Below are 15,045 nucleotides of genomic sequence, written 5' to 3'. Positions count from 1 at the left end.
ATTAGGCAATCAATATTTATTAGAAAAATTTAATGTAATCGATTTCACTAATATAGGGAAACGGCGAATGAATCTTCCCTTACATCAATCGCCATGTCATCACTCTGGTCCTTGTCCAGCTTTAAATATCAGTCGTTTAAATAGTAGGTCAGCGTAGACACAATGCGAATTTGTTTTATGTAAGGCGTGCTGCTGTCACGATCGGAAATCGTAAACTGGCCTTGGCTGGCACTCTTAATCTTACCCAGACGCGATTGTGAGTCCTTGGCAAACTTTTCGGCCACTTCCCGCGCATTTTGCGTCGCTTCCTGCACCATGGTCGGTTTCACATCATTGAGTGCCGTAAATAAAAACTCGGTACGGTTTTCATAATCTTGGCTACCGATGGCGATGCCTTCTTTAACTAGATTTATCATTTGCTTACGCGTGCTGAGCATTAAATCAATTTGTGGGGTATAGACAGAAAGATTCACCTTTGCCGAGTAACGATAGCGCACATTCGGGTCAACGTAGCCTTGAGCCTGTCTGTCTTCTATTGTCGGCAGCGAGACTGTAATTTCGCTATCGCTAAAACCCTGTTCCTTGAGGTAGGCGACCACTCTGTCGGTTTTTTGCTGCACTGTGTCGTAGAGCTTAGGCAGGTTATTGTCGACTTCGGTGAAGTTAATCGGCCAGATGGCGATATTGGCTTTCACTTCCTTTTCGGCCAGCCCTTTAACTGTGACTGTGCGCTCTAGGGCTTTCATCTCTAACAGCGCCGAGCTGGCGCTTTGTCCTACATAGACCATGCCTGCACATAAGAAACCGCCAAGCAGGAGGGCGGGAAGAAGATAATTGCGTTGCATAACATACTCACTCGATGGGATTGTTGTAGCTACCTTACTGCAATTATGTGACTTTGGGGATAGACAAATAAGAAAGCATTGAGCTTTATTGAAAATGCTCAGCTGCTATTCAGGATTGATACGCGGTTGTAAAAGCGGCTTATGTGTTAGCCACTTAGTTAACGGGAGGGATAGGGCTTGGCTGCCATAATTCGACTTTATTGCCATCGGGGTCGATAAACCAACCGAAAAGGCCAAATTCCGAGTCTTCAATCTCCCCAACTTGTTCGCCGCCGCCCTGAGTGACTTGCTGTAGGGCCTGCTCCAGATCGTCAACGATAAAATTAAACATAAAGCTTTTGTCGGTCGGGGCAAAATAGCTGGTGTTATGGTCGAAAGGGGTCCACACATGGTAACCGGGCGTCGGTTTATCGTTGTGATAAAAGGCGGCACCGCCCCAGTTTTCAATTGGTATTTGCAGATGGTTTTGATACCAAGTGGCTAACGCGACGGGATCAGTACTTTTAAAGAAAATACCACCAAGTCCAATGACTTTTGCCATAAGGGTGACAGTTTAAGTGGGGGATGGATTAACTTTAGGCAATAAATACGTAAGATACAAAAAAGCCGCAAAAATGCGGCTTTTTTGAGTTCGAAACAGCTTAGAACTGGTAGCTGTACTGTACTGAGTAGTACATACCGCTTGATTCAGTTACCGCGTTCACAGGGCCTGTGATTGCGCTGTTTTCGATCAGGTGAACTTCTTCACCTTTAATGTAAGCGATACCGAAGTCAACGGTGTTTTGTGGATTGAGGTGGTAGCTCATACCCGCTGTGAACCAGTTACGGTCAGAGTCTGGGAATGAAATCGAGCTGATTTCGTCCACAACGCCTTGGTCATGCATGTAACCAGCACGAACGGTGAATTGTTCGTTAATGGTGTAAGTACCACCCACGCTGAATAACCATGAATCTTTCCATTGGTATTCTTTCAGGGCTACATCACCTACAGGCTGAGTCATACCCACAGCGGCAATCGTTGCTGTGCCGTCTTTCGCGGTGATTTGATCAAAGTTACCCCACTGGGTGTGCTGGGCAGTGTAGTGCAGGGCAAATTTAGGGGTGATTTGATGGAAACCGGCCACTTGGAAAATATCCGCTAACGGTACATCTAAGCTATCAAAACTGGTCGTAACTGGTACTGCACCTACACCAGGAATGGTTGTCATCGAGACAGTATTGATATCGCCTTCAACATTTACGGTTGGGCTGAAACGGTAGCTGATACCGAAACGGTTGTCTTTATCTAACTCAATAGTAGCACCTACGATACCACCGAAAGCCCAACCATCAGCGTCTACGTCAACCAGAGGTGTAGTGCCCATATTACGGGTTAAGCGGCCTTCGCCATAGACGGCATCCAGACCCGCGCCGATACTGAACATATCGTTGATGCGATATGACACGCTGGCGTTGAAGTTAACGGTAGTGACTTCAGTTTCACCCAGTAGGTCATAAGGTGCAGCTGAGCCTGCTGGCAAATTCTTCGAAAGTGAGCTGGCATCGGTACCGGTACCGAAGTTAGAGAATGCGGCAAAACCCACGGCGAATTTATCGTCGATTGGGTGAATGTAGAAAATATTCGGGATAACTTTAGAGCTACCCGCATCGTCGATACTGCCTAAATCATAAGCGCCACCGGCAAAGTTAACGTCTTTAACGTCAACAGTAATATCGGCATAGGTTAAGCCGAAAGAGATTGCGTCTTTATCAAAGAGCGCCATCGCTGCTGGGTTACGAGATAACACTGAAGCGTTATCGGCAATCACAGCGTCACCGGCAAATGCACGGCCCATACCTGTGGCTGATTGGCTGTTTAATTGGAAACCCGATGCGAAAGTTTGTGAACTCGCCAATGCAACGGCAACGGCAAGCAGTGTCTTGTTGAATGATTTCATTATTATTCTCTCATTATTTTGGTATTGGATTTTGTTCGGTCCTAGTTGCCAGAACAAGGCGCAAATCCTTTTATAATCTTCGGCATGGTAGGGATTGTGTGTAACCTCAACAAGTCCGACCAGATTTGAAATTTGTTAATTAACAGTTAATTAAAACGGGGTCGTACTTTAGCATGAACGAATGGTCTGGCCAGATGCTTGGTATCTTTGGTTTTTATTGGATAGGGAAGTTTTAATTGAGGTTAATGCTTTGTAACGAGAAGAAAGTTAATAAATTTAAACAATTTGTAAAAAGCGTACACATGTACGCTTTTTACAATTAGGGACAGAAAATTATCTGTTATAACGCGGATTTAAATTGCTCAAATTCTGCGGTAATGGCTTCGGCAGGGCGTGACATTTTACTGACGATGACACCGGCAATAATTGCAAACACAAATCCAGGTAAGATTTCGTATAGGTCGAAAATGCCACCTGTGAGCTGCTTCCATATCACCACGGTTAATGCGCCGACAATAATGGTAGCAATTGCACCGTTACGGCTGTATTGCTTCCAGAAGAGTGATAGCAGTACGACAGGGCCAAAGGCGGCACCAAAACCTGCCCACGCATAACTGACTAAGCTTAATACACTGCTTTCAGGATTCAGGGCAATGATCCCTGCGATCACGGCAATGGCCAGCACGCCCATACGACCTACCATCATCAGCTCGCGATCGTCGGCTTGAGGGCGTAACCACTTGCGGTAAAAGTCCTCGGTGATCACGCTCGAACACACCAACAACTGCGAATCAATGGTACTCATAATGGCCGACAGAATTGCGGCGATCAGTAATCCGCCAATCCAAGGGTTAAAGGCGGCTTGGGCTAAATGAATAAACACGGTTTCGGCATTGGCCAAGGGTTGATTGGCAAAATACAGTGAACCCGCTAAGCCTGTGGCTAACGCGCCGATGAGAGATAACATCATCCAGCTCATGGCGATACGGCGTGACAGCGGAAGTGCATCGGCGCTGCCAATGGCCATAAAGCGCGACAAAATATGAGGCTGACCGAAATAACCCAGTCCCCATGCGAGCAGTGATAACAAGCCAATCACTGTGGTTTTGTCACTGATCAGTGCCAACATGGCTGGGTCGATAGACTCAATTCCCGCATGACTCTCTGGGTGTGAGAACACCGCAAAGGGGATGATCAGCAGGGCTATCAGCATTAAACAGCCTTGGAAAAAGTCGGTCCAACTCACGGCAAAAAATCCGCCAATAAAGGTGTAACCCACAATGATGGCAGAGCCAATCACTAAGGCAACGTTGTAATCGAGGCCGAAGACTTTTTCGAACAAAATGGCGCCGCCTACCATGCCAGAGGAAGCATAGAAGGTGAAAAATACCAGAATTGTGACCGCAGAGACGAGTTTGAGGTAACCCTGTTTATCGTGAAAACGTTTCTCGAAGAAGTCGGGCAGGGTGAGGGCGTTGTCTGCTAATTGGGTATAAATGCGCAGGCGTTTGGCTACGAATAACCAGTTAAGCCAAGCGCCGACCACTAAGCCAATCCCAATCCATGCTTCGCCTAAGCCGCCTAAGTAAACGGCACCAGGTAAGCCTAAGAGCAACCAGCCTGACATATCGGAGGCGCCCACGCTGAGCGCGGTGACGGCGGGACCCATTTTACGGCCGCCTAAAATATAATCATCAACAGTATCGGTGGCACGGTAAGCCCAAAATCCTATGCCCATCATCAATACTAAATAGCCAACAAATGTGATTAAAATCGGGGTTTCAATCGTCATATTGTCTTTATCCCATCTTGTTATTATTCAAAGTGGCAAGCATGCTACCAGATGTTTGAGCAAGAACCCATTAGTAGATAAAGATGTGATCGAAATCCGACCTCCGAGCATGAGAAAAGATCGGAGGTCGTTAAAAGAAAGGATTTACTATTAATAGGTTAGATGAAGGTGTTCTTGATTTCGTCTTTTACAAAGCTAAGGTCTGTCTGATCTTCACCCACAAGTAAAATGTATGCATCACCGGCCTCAAAGCCCATGCCTTGGTATTTACCATCGGCAAAGGTGTTATCCAGCACCATGCGTTTTTCGATGGGCACAATAAACAGAGTCACTTTACCTTTTTCAGCTTGCAGCACTAGGTGCAGACTCTTAACCCCTTGAAAATCACAGTAAGAGGTGTAATAGACCTTGCCAGGTTGCCCAGTAAATTTGGCATGCTCTAAGTGTTTTAGAGAGGCGAGCTGCGCGTTCACTTGGCTAAAGTTAACATTTTGGTCCACCTGCAAGGCCACGCCTTCATGGTAAACATGGGCTAAGGCATGCTCGGCTAAATCGACTGGACCTAAGCGCAATAAACTGAAACTGATCCCCACAATAAAGGCAATCGACGCGGCCATGGCGACTAAAAAGCCCGTTTGTCGGCGCTGTTTATGGTGCTGCAGCAATTGTTGGCGCAGAATAAGTTTGTCGGCCAAGTCCTCTGGCACATCCACTTTTAACGCATGAGTGATTTTGGCATCGAGGCCCTTAAGCTCTGCGACGAACGCCTGATATTCGGCATTCTCTTGCATTTGCGCAACAAACTCGGGATCTTGATTATGAGGATCTTCATAAGCTTGACGCCTAAATTTAAGCTCATCCATTGGATTGACCTCTCACATCGGTTTTCTCAAGTAGTTCTTTCAATTGGTTCCTCGCCCGAAATAAGCGCGTCATGACAGTGTTGCGGTTTAAGTCCAACAGTTGGGCAATTTCATCACCGCTAAAGCCACCGATTAACTGCAGCAATAGGGGCTCCCGATATTCAATATCCAGCTTCGCGATTTGTCGCCTTAACCAGTACTGCTCGGTTTGCTCTTCCGTGCTGGAGGCAATGTGATCTTCTAAGCTGTCTTGTTCGACATCGGCGTAATCAAATTGTTTGCGCTCGAATCGACGGGCATTTTCGCGCCTCAGAATCGTGATCAGCCAAGCCTTCGCCGCTTTATCATCCTGTAGGGAATCTAAAGAGCGCCATGCCCGCAAGAAGGTTTCTTGGGTGATGTCCTCTGCCACCTGCTTATCGCCGCATAACCAAAAGGCATAGCGGAAGATATCGGCGTGCAGCGCCTTGACTAGGCTGTTGTATCGTCGTTGTTTGCTCAGCATGTCAGAAGAGACCGCAGGCTCGACGGATTTCTTTCGCCAGTTAGCAAACATTTTTTCGATATTTTCTTTTTATTTTACGATTCAAAAGATTACACCTTACTTATTCGATTAAGCCGTGCGTTGATTTATCCGTCGAGTTTAGCCATTGGGATTCAACGGGCGTAATGGCGTGGATTGCTGCGCCATTGGGTGTAACTTGCCGTTTTTCACCGCGCTTAACAATGCTTTTACCGCGCTTGCCAGTTGGGTGTCGCTATTGGCTTTACCGCCGTAGGCTAAGGCTTGCAACAGACGAATCGCCTCAGCTAACTCGCTCGACTGCGCGGCAATTTTATCAAGCGTCATAGGGCGAGCGGCCTGCTCACTATAGTATTGCTGCAATTGCTGCAAAATATCACTGACATTGCCTTTAGCGCAGGCTTGTTCTAAGCCCTTAAGACCTGTGCTAAGAACGAGCGGTTGCGCTGTTACTGGTGTATTGACCGTTGCTTGCCGCTTCAGCGCACGTCGCCAAGCGACAAAAGTGACGGCCCAAGCAACTAATGTCACCAGCCACAGCAGGGCGAACAGATTCGCGCTCCAATGACTTTCACTGTTCGTGCTGGTATTTGCCTGCCAGTTGGGTTCGATGGGGGTATCGACCACGGCGCCACCTTTTACTTGAATGGTGCGGGCGGGCAAGGTTGCCATTTCTTGGCGTTTAAGATGCGGATTCCACCAAGGTACTTTCACTTCGGGTAAGGTAAAAGTGCCTGCCTTACTCGGGACTATAGCCGAGGTAATACTGTATTGGGACACAATTTGCGCGTCGCGCACAAAGCTCTGGCGCTGAGGTTTTTCGGGATAGGATTTGAGCTCAGGCGGCAGGTTTTGCGCGATATCTGGCAGGCTATTCTCATCGGCATTGGATGCCAATAAGGTAAGCGTGCGGGTGATCGGGCTACCGACGGTAAACTCTTTTACATCCTCAGGAAAACTTTCTTTTAAGGCCACTAAATCGGCCACGAGCCATTGGCCTTGGAAGCTCGTTGGCGCAGGTTCGACTTGAATGCTTAAGGAAGGCGCACCAGCCTGCATTGGCCGGCTCTCGTTAAAACCAAACATACCACCACGGCGTTGGGATTCCACTAATACATCGCCAGAAAAGGTCGCGCCTTTGATGTTCACTTGGCCGGGTAAGTCAGGAATGATGCCATAGGTGCGCTCAATCACGCGGTAACGACGGCCTTCGATAATCTCTGAGCCGTCTTTATCTTCGCCAATTTGCTTAATCTGCGCGCCTTCGATAACCGGGGCATTGAGCACGCCGCGTTGCAGTTCGACCGCAAGATAAAGCTTTACTTTATAGGTAATAAGCTGACCGACGTAGGCCTCATCGGTCGAGACTTTGGCATCGATAAACAGATTCTTGGCTTGCTCTGGTTGTGCGCCCGCTTCGACGACCCTGAGGGGAATTTCGGCGGAGCTGACGCCATCAATGCTAAAGGATGGAATGGTCAGTTGGCCCTTTTGCTTTGGGGCAAGCAGTACTTGCCAGCGGGTCTCTTTAACCGCATCGAAGTTCATTATCTGGGTGCTGCGACTCACGCTGGTGCGACCCACGATAAAATCCTTGAGCAGGATGGAAGTATCGAGTTTACCCGTGTCGACCTCATCGTCGGCACTGACATTGAGCACAAAGTACTCTCCCTCCATTACCGGATTGCGATCGACCGACGCCTCGAGTTTGCTCAGGGCAAAGGCGGGTTGAATGACCGCGATGCAAAGCGTGAGGAGGATAAAAAATTGTCTGATCACCACTGTTCGTTATCCCTTGATATTTGGCCATTTTGACGGCGTTTTTGATATTCGAGTTGCATCTTATTACGCAGCAACACCTGTGGGTCTTCACTCACGCCCCGCAGTGCTCGCTGCATCTCCGCGGGCAAAGGCTCGCTGTTACTCGGCGGCGCTTCAACAGACTCAATTGCGGTATCTGGTTTTTTATCCGCCTGCGCCTGTTTCTCTTTATCCGCTTTTTGCGCTACGGCCTGTTGCTGTTTTTGCTCGGCGTTGGACTTATCATCCTCGACCTTTGCCTGCATTTTTGCCTCGTTGCTGGCTGGATCTTCTTTATCTTCAGCATTGTCATCGGCGCCGTTTTGCTGATTAGCTTGTTGCTCGGCCTGCTGTTGTTCTTGCTGCGAATCTTGCTGGTCTTGCTTAGCTTTATCATCACTCGCTTGCTGTTTATCTTGTGCGCCTTGCTCAGGTTCATTCTGCTGTGATGAGGCGTTTTGCTCCTGCGACGGTTTTTCGTTCGCTTGATCGGGATTATTTTGCTGTTGGGACTGCTGCTCTTGAGACTGCTGTTGAGCTTGATCGTTTTGCGAGGATTGTTGGTCTCCCTGCTGTTGGTTTTGCCCCTGCTGCTGATCGTTCTGGTTCTGTCCCTGTTGGTTTTGGTCGCCTTGAGACTGCTTATCTTGATTGTCAGCATTTTGCTGCGACTGCTGCTGGTTCAGCAATTTCTCTGCTAACTCAAGGTTGGCTTTGGCCTGTGGGAACTCGGGTTGCTTGTCGAGTGCGGCCTGATAACGCTCCTTGGCTTTGTCGGGTTTACCGAGTTGCATCAGCGCGTTGCCTTGGTTGTAAAGGCCGTTGGCTGAGTTATCTTGCTCAAAGCTTTTTAACGCCTGTTCGTACTCGCCCGCCTTGTACTGTGCCGCACCTTGCCATTGTGGCGTTTCGAATTTTTGAGCTGCATTGGCGTAATCCTCGGCTTGATAGGCCTGCATCGCCTGTTGCTCTTGGGTGTGCCAGAGCGAGTCCCATGCGCTGGCATGGGCGTTTTGCGGCGCAGCACTGAGCAATAGACCGCCCAATCCCATCAGCAGCCAGTTGGCGAGCATGCCTTGCCTAAAGCTCAGCAGGGCAGGGATGAGTAAGAGTAAGGCGAGGTAAGGGCCGAGATCTTGCCAGGTTTCTCCATCGAGATCCGTGGCTTTGGCATCGCCACTGTCACTCAACCAATGTTGCAACTGTGCTAAATCCTGACCATCGGCACGATTGGGGATCATGATGCCATTATGGTTATCGGCTAATTTTTGCAGTAAGCCAAAGTCGGTTTTGGCGACAACGACTTCATTGCTGCTGTCGCGCTGTAATTGGCCATCGGGTAAGCGGATGGGCGCGCCTTGGGGGCTACCAAATCCCATGATCGCGAGCCGATATTGGCTACCGGCTAAGGCCGAGTTAGCCTCATCGAATTGCCTCGGGCTGATGCCATCTGTCATCACAATAATATCGCCCCGTAGATGCCCGCCCTGCGCCAGTAAATTTTTAGCTTGGGTTAGCGCGGCCGCTAGGTTTGAGCCCAACACAGGCATAATGTCAGGGCTTAACGTGGGTAATAAATTAAGCAGCGTGCCCGTGTCTCGGGTGAGCGGGCTTATGGTAAAGGCATCGCCAGCGAAGGCTATCAGGCCAGTTTCGCCTTCTTTTAAGCCGCGGAGCAAATCCGTCGCTCGAAATTTGGTTTGGGTTAAGCGGTTGGGTGCCAGATCGGTGGCAAACATGGAGACAGACATATCCATTACCAACACTCGGCCTTGCTCGGCGGCAAAAACGGGCAAGGTTTGCTTATTGAGGGCGGGTCCCGCTAAGGCCAAGGTTGCAATCATCCAAGTGAAAGCCAAGATATGCAATGGTCGACGGGATTTTTGCGTGCCCTCTGTGACCAATATTTTGGCCAAGTGCGGCGCAATATAGCGATTCCAAGCACTGTTACTCTGGTGTTGACGCCACAGCGCCCACAGGATGATGGCGAGTGGCAACAGGGCAAGTAACCATTCTGGACGAATAAAATGCAGGCTCATTGACGAACATCTCCCCGTGGTGTTGCAGATGGAACAGGGTTTTTAGTTCGCGAAAACAGTGATAACTGACCTAAGGCTATCCAAATGCTGGTGAGCAGCGCGAGGGCGAGCGGCCAATAGAATAGCTCCGCTTGAGGACGATAGCTGAGTTGATCGCGACTCACGGGCTCAAGTTTATCAATTTCTTGATAAATCTGTTCCAGCTCTTGGCTGTTACGGGCGCGGAAATAGCGGCCATGGGTAACATCGGCAATATGCTTGAGTTGGTTTTCATCGAGATCCATCGACGGATTGACGCGCTCACGACCAAACAGGGTGCGTCTTTCCATCACATCGGCACCCACGCCCACGGTATAAATCGTCACTTTGCGATTAGCGGCGATTTGGGCCGCTTGCTCAGGATCGATATTACCGGCGTTATTTGAGCCGTCAGTCAATAAAATCAAGACTCTGTTACTCTCATCCATTTTATCGAAGCGTTTGACCGCGAGCGCAATCGACTCGCCAATCGCTGTTTGTTTACCGACAAGGCCAATCTGCGCCTCCTTTAAAAACTGGGCGACAGAGCGTCTATCTTGGGTGAGTGGCGCTTGAAGATAAGCGTGATCGGCAAATAGAATCAAACCGATACGATCGCCTTTGCGACGCTCTATAAACTCACTGACCACGTGTTGGATCAGGGTAAAACGGTCGACGACTTTGCCGTTAATCACCATATCTTCAATCTGCATACTGCCGGATAAGTCCACCGCCAGCATCAGATCCCGCCCTTGGCTTGGTAGTTCAATCGGATCGCCAAGCCATTGTGGGCGGGCGATAGCAAGCACTAACAAGCTCCACATCAACCAATAGCGCTTGCTGCTTTGGCGGCTGTGGCTAGTAATATTGGCCTTGCCCGTTTGGCTAATGCCGGGCAATTGCAGGCGGCCACCTTCGGCTTGCACCGTTTGGCGACGCCAAAAAATAAAAGGTAAAGGCAGCAAAATCAATGCCAAAGGCCATGCGACTGTTAACATTGCTCCTCCGCAGGCTTTGCTGGAGTCGGTGTTAATACTGCCGACGAAGATGAGGACTGGCTCGATAACGTGTGCATTATCGGTGCGCTTAATTTGGCTTTTGAGGCAAACCAGCTGCGGGCGAGGGCCTGTAACTCAAGGGCCTCCTCGGCGCAGAGTGGTTTAGCCTGGTGGCGTTTATCCAATAATGGCCCAATGCGGCCGCGCTGCTTTGCGGGCAAATGGCTATCTAACCAGTTTGCCCACGCGGGGCCGTCGAGTTTTGCTATCACTTCCCTTGGCAGATAACTTAAGGCGGTGCGCTTTAACAGCTGATTCACCTCAGAGGGAAACTGGCTCGAATGAGGATCAAGTGCTGCAAATAAACCTTGGGCGGCTTTTTTAGGCGCTAAGTAGGCGGCACGTTTTTTGAGCCAAAGAATTACGGCAATCAACAAAACTAACAGGATAGCGAGTGCTAACCAATAACCAATGGCCCATGGCCAAGCCCCAATCGGGTCGGGGAGAATAATATCTTGTAAATCCGCCAAAGCGGGATTTGGCGTGGCAGCCTTATCCAAGGCTGGATTTAGAGTTTGTGGGTTCACGCTTTGGACTCACTTATGCTTTATGTTGCACTGTCTACTATTACTCACTTATTTGCCGTGCTGTTATTGCAGTAAGGCTAGCTGCTGCGCGAGGGGTAAACCCGCGTCGATAAATTGGGTACGCACCTTCAGCTTTTGCATCATGGCGATAAAGTCATTCTGCTGCTGTTGTTGCTGCCCAAGCCATGCTTGATAACTGTCGCGAGTCAGCACTAAATCTTGGTCCCCTTCGCGAACTGGCAAACTAAACTGCTTGGGTAAGTTGAGGTTGCCCTGCCTTAGAGGGTCGGTCACCAGATAAGCGCCAATATCACAATGGCGTTTAAGTTCTGTCAGCGGCGCGATACATTGCGGCGTAAAATGGCTGCCATCTGTGATGATCCAAATCAATGAGCCCGGTTTCGCGATCCGTTGCAAGCGCTGGCAGGCGCGCAGGATATGGTCTGGATCCCGTGGATGACTGCCGAGCTGATTGAGTTGTTGCTCATGCACTCGGCGCAGGCCTGAAATGAGCTGTAAAATCCCTTGGCGGCGACTGCGGGGTTTTAACTCTAGATGCTCAGACTCGCAGGCGATTAAGGCCCCGAGTCTGTCACCGTGATTGATGGCATTCCAACCTAGCGTGGTCGCTAAATGCCCCGCTTGTACCGACTGCAGCAGCAAACTCGAGCCAAAATACAGGCTCTGGCTTAAATCGAGCAGCAGCAGAATAGGGCGCTCGCGCTCCTCAATAAATAGCTTAGTGTGGGTTTGCCCCGTGCGGGCGGTAACGCGCCAATCAATAGTGCGTACATCGTCGCCCTGTTGATAATGGCGCACTTCGGCAAATTCCATCCCGCGGCCTTTGATTAAACTGCTGCGATGCCCCGCCATATTGGCACGTGCCCGGCTGTGACGCTCAGGAATAGCCCGTGCAATCGTCTGGCAGGCTAGCAGTTCTTTCTCGGTTAAATGCAGCCCGTCGGCAAATAATGGCAAGCCATGTGGATTGCCATCACCGTGTAGAGATGTGTTTAGCACACTGTTATTCATTCAAAGCTACTCATACAAAGCGATTCAGTTACCTAGGATTTATCAGCCCGCGTATCCAGTCTATGCCCTGAGATTAAGGGACGGCGACCTGAGTCAAAATATGGTTGATCACTTGGTCGCGGCTGACACCCTCGGCCTGCGCTTGATAACTCAGCAGCAGTCTGTGTCTTAACACATTGGGGGCAACGGCTTGAATGTCTTCGGGAGAGACAAAATCGCGCTCGTGTAACCAAGCTCTGGCACGGGCGCAGCGCTCCAGCGAAATCGTCGCACGCGGACTCACACCGTACTCTAACCATTTTGCCAGCTCGTCGCTGTAACGGGCGGGTTGGCGGGTCGCCATAATGATTTCGACTATGTATTTCTCAAGCGGTTCGGCGAGATAGATTTCCATCGCTTCATCTCGGGCGGCAAAAATATCGGCCTGTGCAATGGGTTCCGCAGTCGGCAACTCATGGGTGAGTGCTTCTTGGCGGGATTGGCGCAGGATCTCGATTTCAGTGTCACCGCTTGGATAATCTAAATTCAGGTGCATTAAAAAGCGGTCGAGCTGGGCTTCGGGCAGCGGATAAGTGCCTTCGTTTTCTAAGGGGTTTTGAGTTGCCATCACGAGGAAGAGTGGCGGCAACTTATAACTGTTTTTACCCACGGTCACTTGACCTTCGGCCATGGCCTCTAATAACGCCGACTGCACCTTAGCGGGGGCGCGGTTGATTTCATCGGCGAGGATCAGATTGTGGAAAATCGGGCCCGCTTCAAATTCAAAGGTGCCAGTTTGTGAGCGATAGATATCCGTACCCGTAAGGTCGGCTGGCAGTAGGTCAGGGGTAAATTGGATCCGGTGGAAATCCCCTTCAACACCATCGCAGAGGGCTTTAACCGCACGGGTTTTAGCAAGACCTGGTGGGCCTTCTACTAATAAATGGCCATTGGCAATGAGGGCAATGAGCAGGTTTTCGGTCAAAACTGGCTGCCCTAAAACAACCTTATTTAGGTAAGTGCGTAATGCGTGGAAGCGACTCAAAGGCATGATGCTACTCGTTTTTTAGGTTGAAAATATCGATTGAAAATACGTGTGTGGGCTATAGACAACGAATATGGTAAAGAATTCCCTAAGGGTTTGGCTAGTGTTAAAAAAACAAACAGGTGTTTAAAACTTGCTGACAAGAAGTTAGAATCAGATCACACTTTAATGGTCAGACCTGTTATGCGCCTTTTTAGGCCACAGCAGGGCAAACATGGAAATCGATAGCGCCGCCTGAAATCTCTCAGCGATAGCGCACATAAAGAGGGTGACAAATGAGTGATAGACAACAGGTAACTAACGCAAAGGGTGAGCGTATCGCCATTGTGGCGGGCTTAAGAACGCCATTTGCGAAACAGGCGACCGCATTCCACGGTGTGTCGGCGCTCGATATGGGCAAAATGGTGGTTAACGAACTGCTGGCCCGTAGCGAACTGGACCCTAAGTTGATTGAGCAACTGGTGTATGGTCAGGTGGTACAAATGCCTGCGGCACCGAATATTGCCCGTGAAATCGTGTTAGGAACGGGCATGGATGTGTCAACCGATGCCTATAGTGTGACCCGTGCTTGTGCGACCAGTTTCCAATCTGCGGTGAATGTGGCTGAGTCAATCATGACCGGCAATATCGAGATCGGTATTGCCGGCGGCGCAGACTCTTCTTCTGTATTACCTATTGGTGTGTCTAAAAAGCTTGCCCATGCCTTAGTCGATTTGAATAAAGCCCGCAGCTTTGGCCAAAAGTTACAAATTTTCCGCCGTTTAGGCATTAAAGATTTACTGCCTGTGCCGCCTGCCGTTGCCGAGTATTCTACGGGATTGTCTATGGGACAAACCGCGGAGCAAATGGCCAAGACATACAACATCAGCCGCGCCGACCAAGATGCATTGGCGCACCGCTCCCACACGTTGGCGAGTGAAACTTGGGCTTCAGGTCACCTACGTGACGAAGTGATGGTGGCCCATGTTCCCCCTTACAAACAGTTTATTGAGCGCGATAATAACATTCGTGAAAACTCCGATTTAAGCTCTTACGCTAAACTGCGTCCCGCTTTCGATAAAAAGCATGGCAGCGTGACGGCCGCTAACAGTACGCCGCTAACCGATGGTGCCTCCGCGATCATTTTGATGAGCGAAGGTCGTGCTAAAGCCTTGGGTTATCAACCTATTGGTTACATTAAGAGCTACGCATTTACCGCGATTGATGTCTGGCAAGACATGCTGATGGGGCCATCCTATGCAACGCCATTGGCATTAAAGCGCGCCGGCATGGAATTAGAAGATTTAACCCTCATCGAAATGCATGAAGCTTTCGCGGCACAAACCTTAGCCAACATGCAGATGTTTGCCTCAAAGAAATTTGCCGAAGAAAAATTAGGGCGTAATCGTGCCATTGGTGAAATCGATATGAGCAAATTTAACGTGCTTGGTGGTTCTTTAGCTTACGGCCATCCATTTGCGGCCACAGGAACACGTTTAATCACTCAGGTTTGCCGTGAGCTTAAGCGTCGTGGCGGCGGAACGGGTCTGGCAACGGCCTGTGCTGCGGGTGGTTTAGGGGCTGCAATGATTGTGGAAGTGGAGTAAT

Annotated in this window: 13 protein-coding genes; 1 reads left to right on the top strand and 12 read right to left on the bottom strand. The window is 49.6% G+C overall.

Features of this window, described 5'->3' with window-relative positions:
* Positions 1 to 128: 128 nt before the first annotated feature.
* From CBX96_RS19210 to CBX96_RS19155, 12 genes are all read right to left on the bottom strand, one after another.
* Positions 129 to 845, bottom strand: a complete 717-nt coding sequence (locus CBX96_RS19210; RefSeq protein ID WP_109287750.1) for an SIMPL domain-containing protein — start codon at positions 843 to 845, stop codon at positions 129 to 131.
* Between the two features lie 154 nt (positions 846 to 999).
* Positions 1,000 to 1,386 carry a VOC family protein gene (locus CBX96_RS19205; RefSeq protein ID WP_109287749.1) on the bottom strand — a complete coding sequence of 129 codons (387 nt, stop codon included), beginning with the start codon at positions 1,384 to 1,386 and terminating at the stop codon, positions 1,000 to 1,002.
* A 100-nt stretch (positions 1,387 to 1,486) separates the two neighbouring features.
* Entirely contained in the window at positions 1,487 to 2,782 is a 1,296-nt protein-coding gene (locus CBX96_RS19200) for an OmpP1/FadL family transporter (protein WP_109287748.1), read from the bottom strand.
* 340 nt (positions 2,783 to 3,122) lie between these two features.
* Positions 3,123 to 4,574, bottom strand: a complete 1,452-nt coding sequence (gene putP / locus CBX96_RS19195) for a sodium/proline symporter PutP (protein WP_109287747.1) — start codon at positions 4,572 to 4,574, stop codon at positions 3,123 to 3,125.
* A 158-nt stretch (positions 4,575 to 4,732) separates the two neighbouring features.
* Positions 4,733 to 5,437: a DUF3379 domain-containing protein gene (locus tag CBX96_RS19190; RefSeq protein ID WP_109287746.1), complete on the bottom strand. Its 705-nt coding sequence runs from the start codon at positions 5,435 to 5,437 to the stop codon at positions 4,733 to 4,735.
* Positions 5,430 to 5,993 carry a sigma-70 family RNA polymerase sigma factor gene (locus CBX96_RS19185; protein WP_088212196.1) on the bottom strand — a complete coding sequence of 188 codons (564 nt, stop codon included), beginning with the start codon at positions 5,991 to 5,993 and terminating at the stop codon, positions 5,430 to 5,432. Before CBX96_RS19185 ends, CBX96_RS19190 begins: the two co-directional genes overlap by 8 nt.
* An 87-nt stretch (positions 5,994 to 6,080) precedes the next feature.
* Positions 6,081 to 7,742 (bottom strand): BatD family protein, encoded by a 1,662-nt coding sequence (locus tag CBX96_RS19180; RefSeq protein ID WP_109287745.1) that lies wholly within the window; start codon positions 7,740 to 7,742, stop codon positions 6,081 to 6,083.
* Positions 7,736 to 9,799 (bottom strand): VWA domain-containing protein, encoded by a 2,064-nt coding sequence (locus CBX96_RS19175; protein ID WP_109287744.1) that lies wholly within the window; start codon positions 9,797 to 9,799, stop codon positions 7,736 to 7,738. The genes CBX96_RS19180 and CBX96_RS19175 overlap by 7 nt, the downstream gene beginning before the upstream one ends.
* A complete protein-coding gene (locus CBX96_RS19170; protein ID WP_109287743.1) occupies positions 9,796 to 10,815 on the bottom strand; it encodes a VWA domain-containing protein in 1,020 nt (339 codons plus the stop codon). The genes CBX96_RS19175 and CBX96_RS19170 overlap by 4 nt, the downstream gene beginning before the upstream one ends.
* Positions 10,809 to 11,402 (bottom strand): DUF4381 domain-containing protein, encoded by a 594-nt coding sequence (locus CBX96_RS19165; protein WP_109287742.1) that lies wholly within the window; start codon positions 11,400 to 11,402, stop codon positions 10,809 to 10,811. The genes CBX96_RS19170 and CBX96_RS19165 overlap by 7 nt, the downstream gene beginning before the upstream one ends.
* 63 nt (positions 11,403 to 11,465) lie before the next feature.
* On the bottom strand, positions 11,466 to 12,434 hold the full coding sequence (locus CBX96_RS19160) for a DUF58 domain-containing protein (RefSeq protein ID WP_109287741.1): 969 nt from the start codon (positions 12,432 to 12,434) through the stop codon (positions 11,466 to 11,468).
* Between the two features lie 73 nt (positions 12,435 to 12,507).
* Complete coding sequence (locus CBX96_RS19155) at positions 12,508 to 13,464, bottom strand: MoxR family ATPase (protein ID WP_011622189.1); 957 nt, start codon at positions 13,462 to 13,464, stop codon at positions 12,508 to 12,510.
* Positions 13,465 to 13,733: 269 nt separating this feature from the next.
* Between CBX96_RS19155 and fadI the strand changes: the two genes are divergently transcribed.
* Positions 13,734 to 15,044: an acetyl-CoA C-acyltransferase FadI gene (gene fadI / locus CBX96_RS19150; RefSeq protein ID WP_011622190.1), complete on the top strand. Its 1,311-nt coding sequence runs from the start codon at positions 13,734 to 13,736 to the stop codon at positions 15,042 to 15,044.
* The last annotated feature ends 1 nt before the right edge of the window (position 15,045 follow it).

Source organism: Shewanella sp. BC20 (genome assembly GCF_003129585.1).
GTDB lineage: Bacteria > Pseudomonadota > Gammaproteobacteria > Enterobacterales > Shewanellaceae > Shewanella > Shewanella seohaensis.
Note: the sequence above shows the minus strand (reverse complement) of the source record. Positions and strands in the feature narration are given on the sequence as shown.

Bases quoted from the DNA above. Each gene is read 5' to 3' on its own strand.
- CBX96_RS19170 (WP_109287743.1), bottom strand. From the start codon at position 10,815: ATGTTAACAGTCGCATGGCCTTTGGCATTGATTTTGCTGCCTTTACCT.
- fadI (WP_011622190.1), top strand. From the start codon at position 13,734: ATGAGTGATAGACAACAGGTAACTAACGCAAAGGGTGAGCGTATCGCC.
- CBX96_RS19155 (WP_011622189.1), bottom strand. From the start codon at position 13,464: ATGCCTTTGAGTCGCTTCCACGCATTACGCACTTACCTAAATAAGGTT.
- CBX96_RS19190 (WP_109287746.1), bottom strand. From the start codon at position 5,437: ATGGATGAGCTTAAATTTAGGCGTCAAGCTTATGAAGATCCTCATAAT.
- CBX96_RS19175 (WP_109287744.1), bottom strand. From the start codon at position 9,799: ATGAGCCTGCATTTTATTCGTCCAGAATGGTTACTTGCCCTGTTGCCA.
- putP (WP_109287747.1), bottom strand. From the start codon at position 4,574: ATGACGATTGAAACCCCGATTTTAATCACATTTGTTGGCTATTTAGTA.
- CBX96_RS19160 (WP_109287741.1), bottom strand. From the start codon at position 12,434: ATGAATAACAGTGTGCTAAACACATCTCTACACGGTGATGGCAATCCA.
- CBX96_RS19185 (WP_088212196.1), bottom strand. From the start codon at position 5,993: ATGTTTGCTAACTGGCGAAAGAAATCCGTCGAGCCTGCGGTCTCTTCT.
- CBX96_RS19205 (WP_109287749.1), bottom strand. From the start codon at position 1,386: ATGGCAAAAGTCATTGGACTTGGTGGTATTTTCTTTAAAAGTACTGAT.
- CBX96_RS19210 (WP_109287750.1), bottom strand. From the start codon at position 845: ATGCAACGCAATTATCTTCTTCCCGCCCTCCTGCTTGGCGGTTTCTTA.
- CBX96_RS19200 (WP_109287748.1), bottom strand. From the start codon at position 2,782: ATGAAATCATTCAACAAGACACTGCTTGCCGTTGCCGTTGCATTGGCG.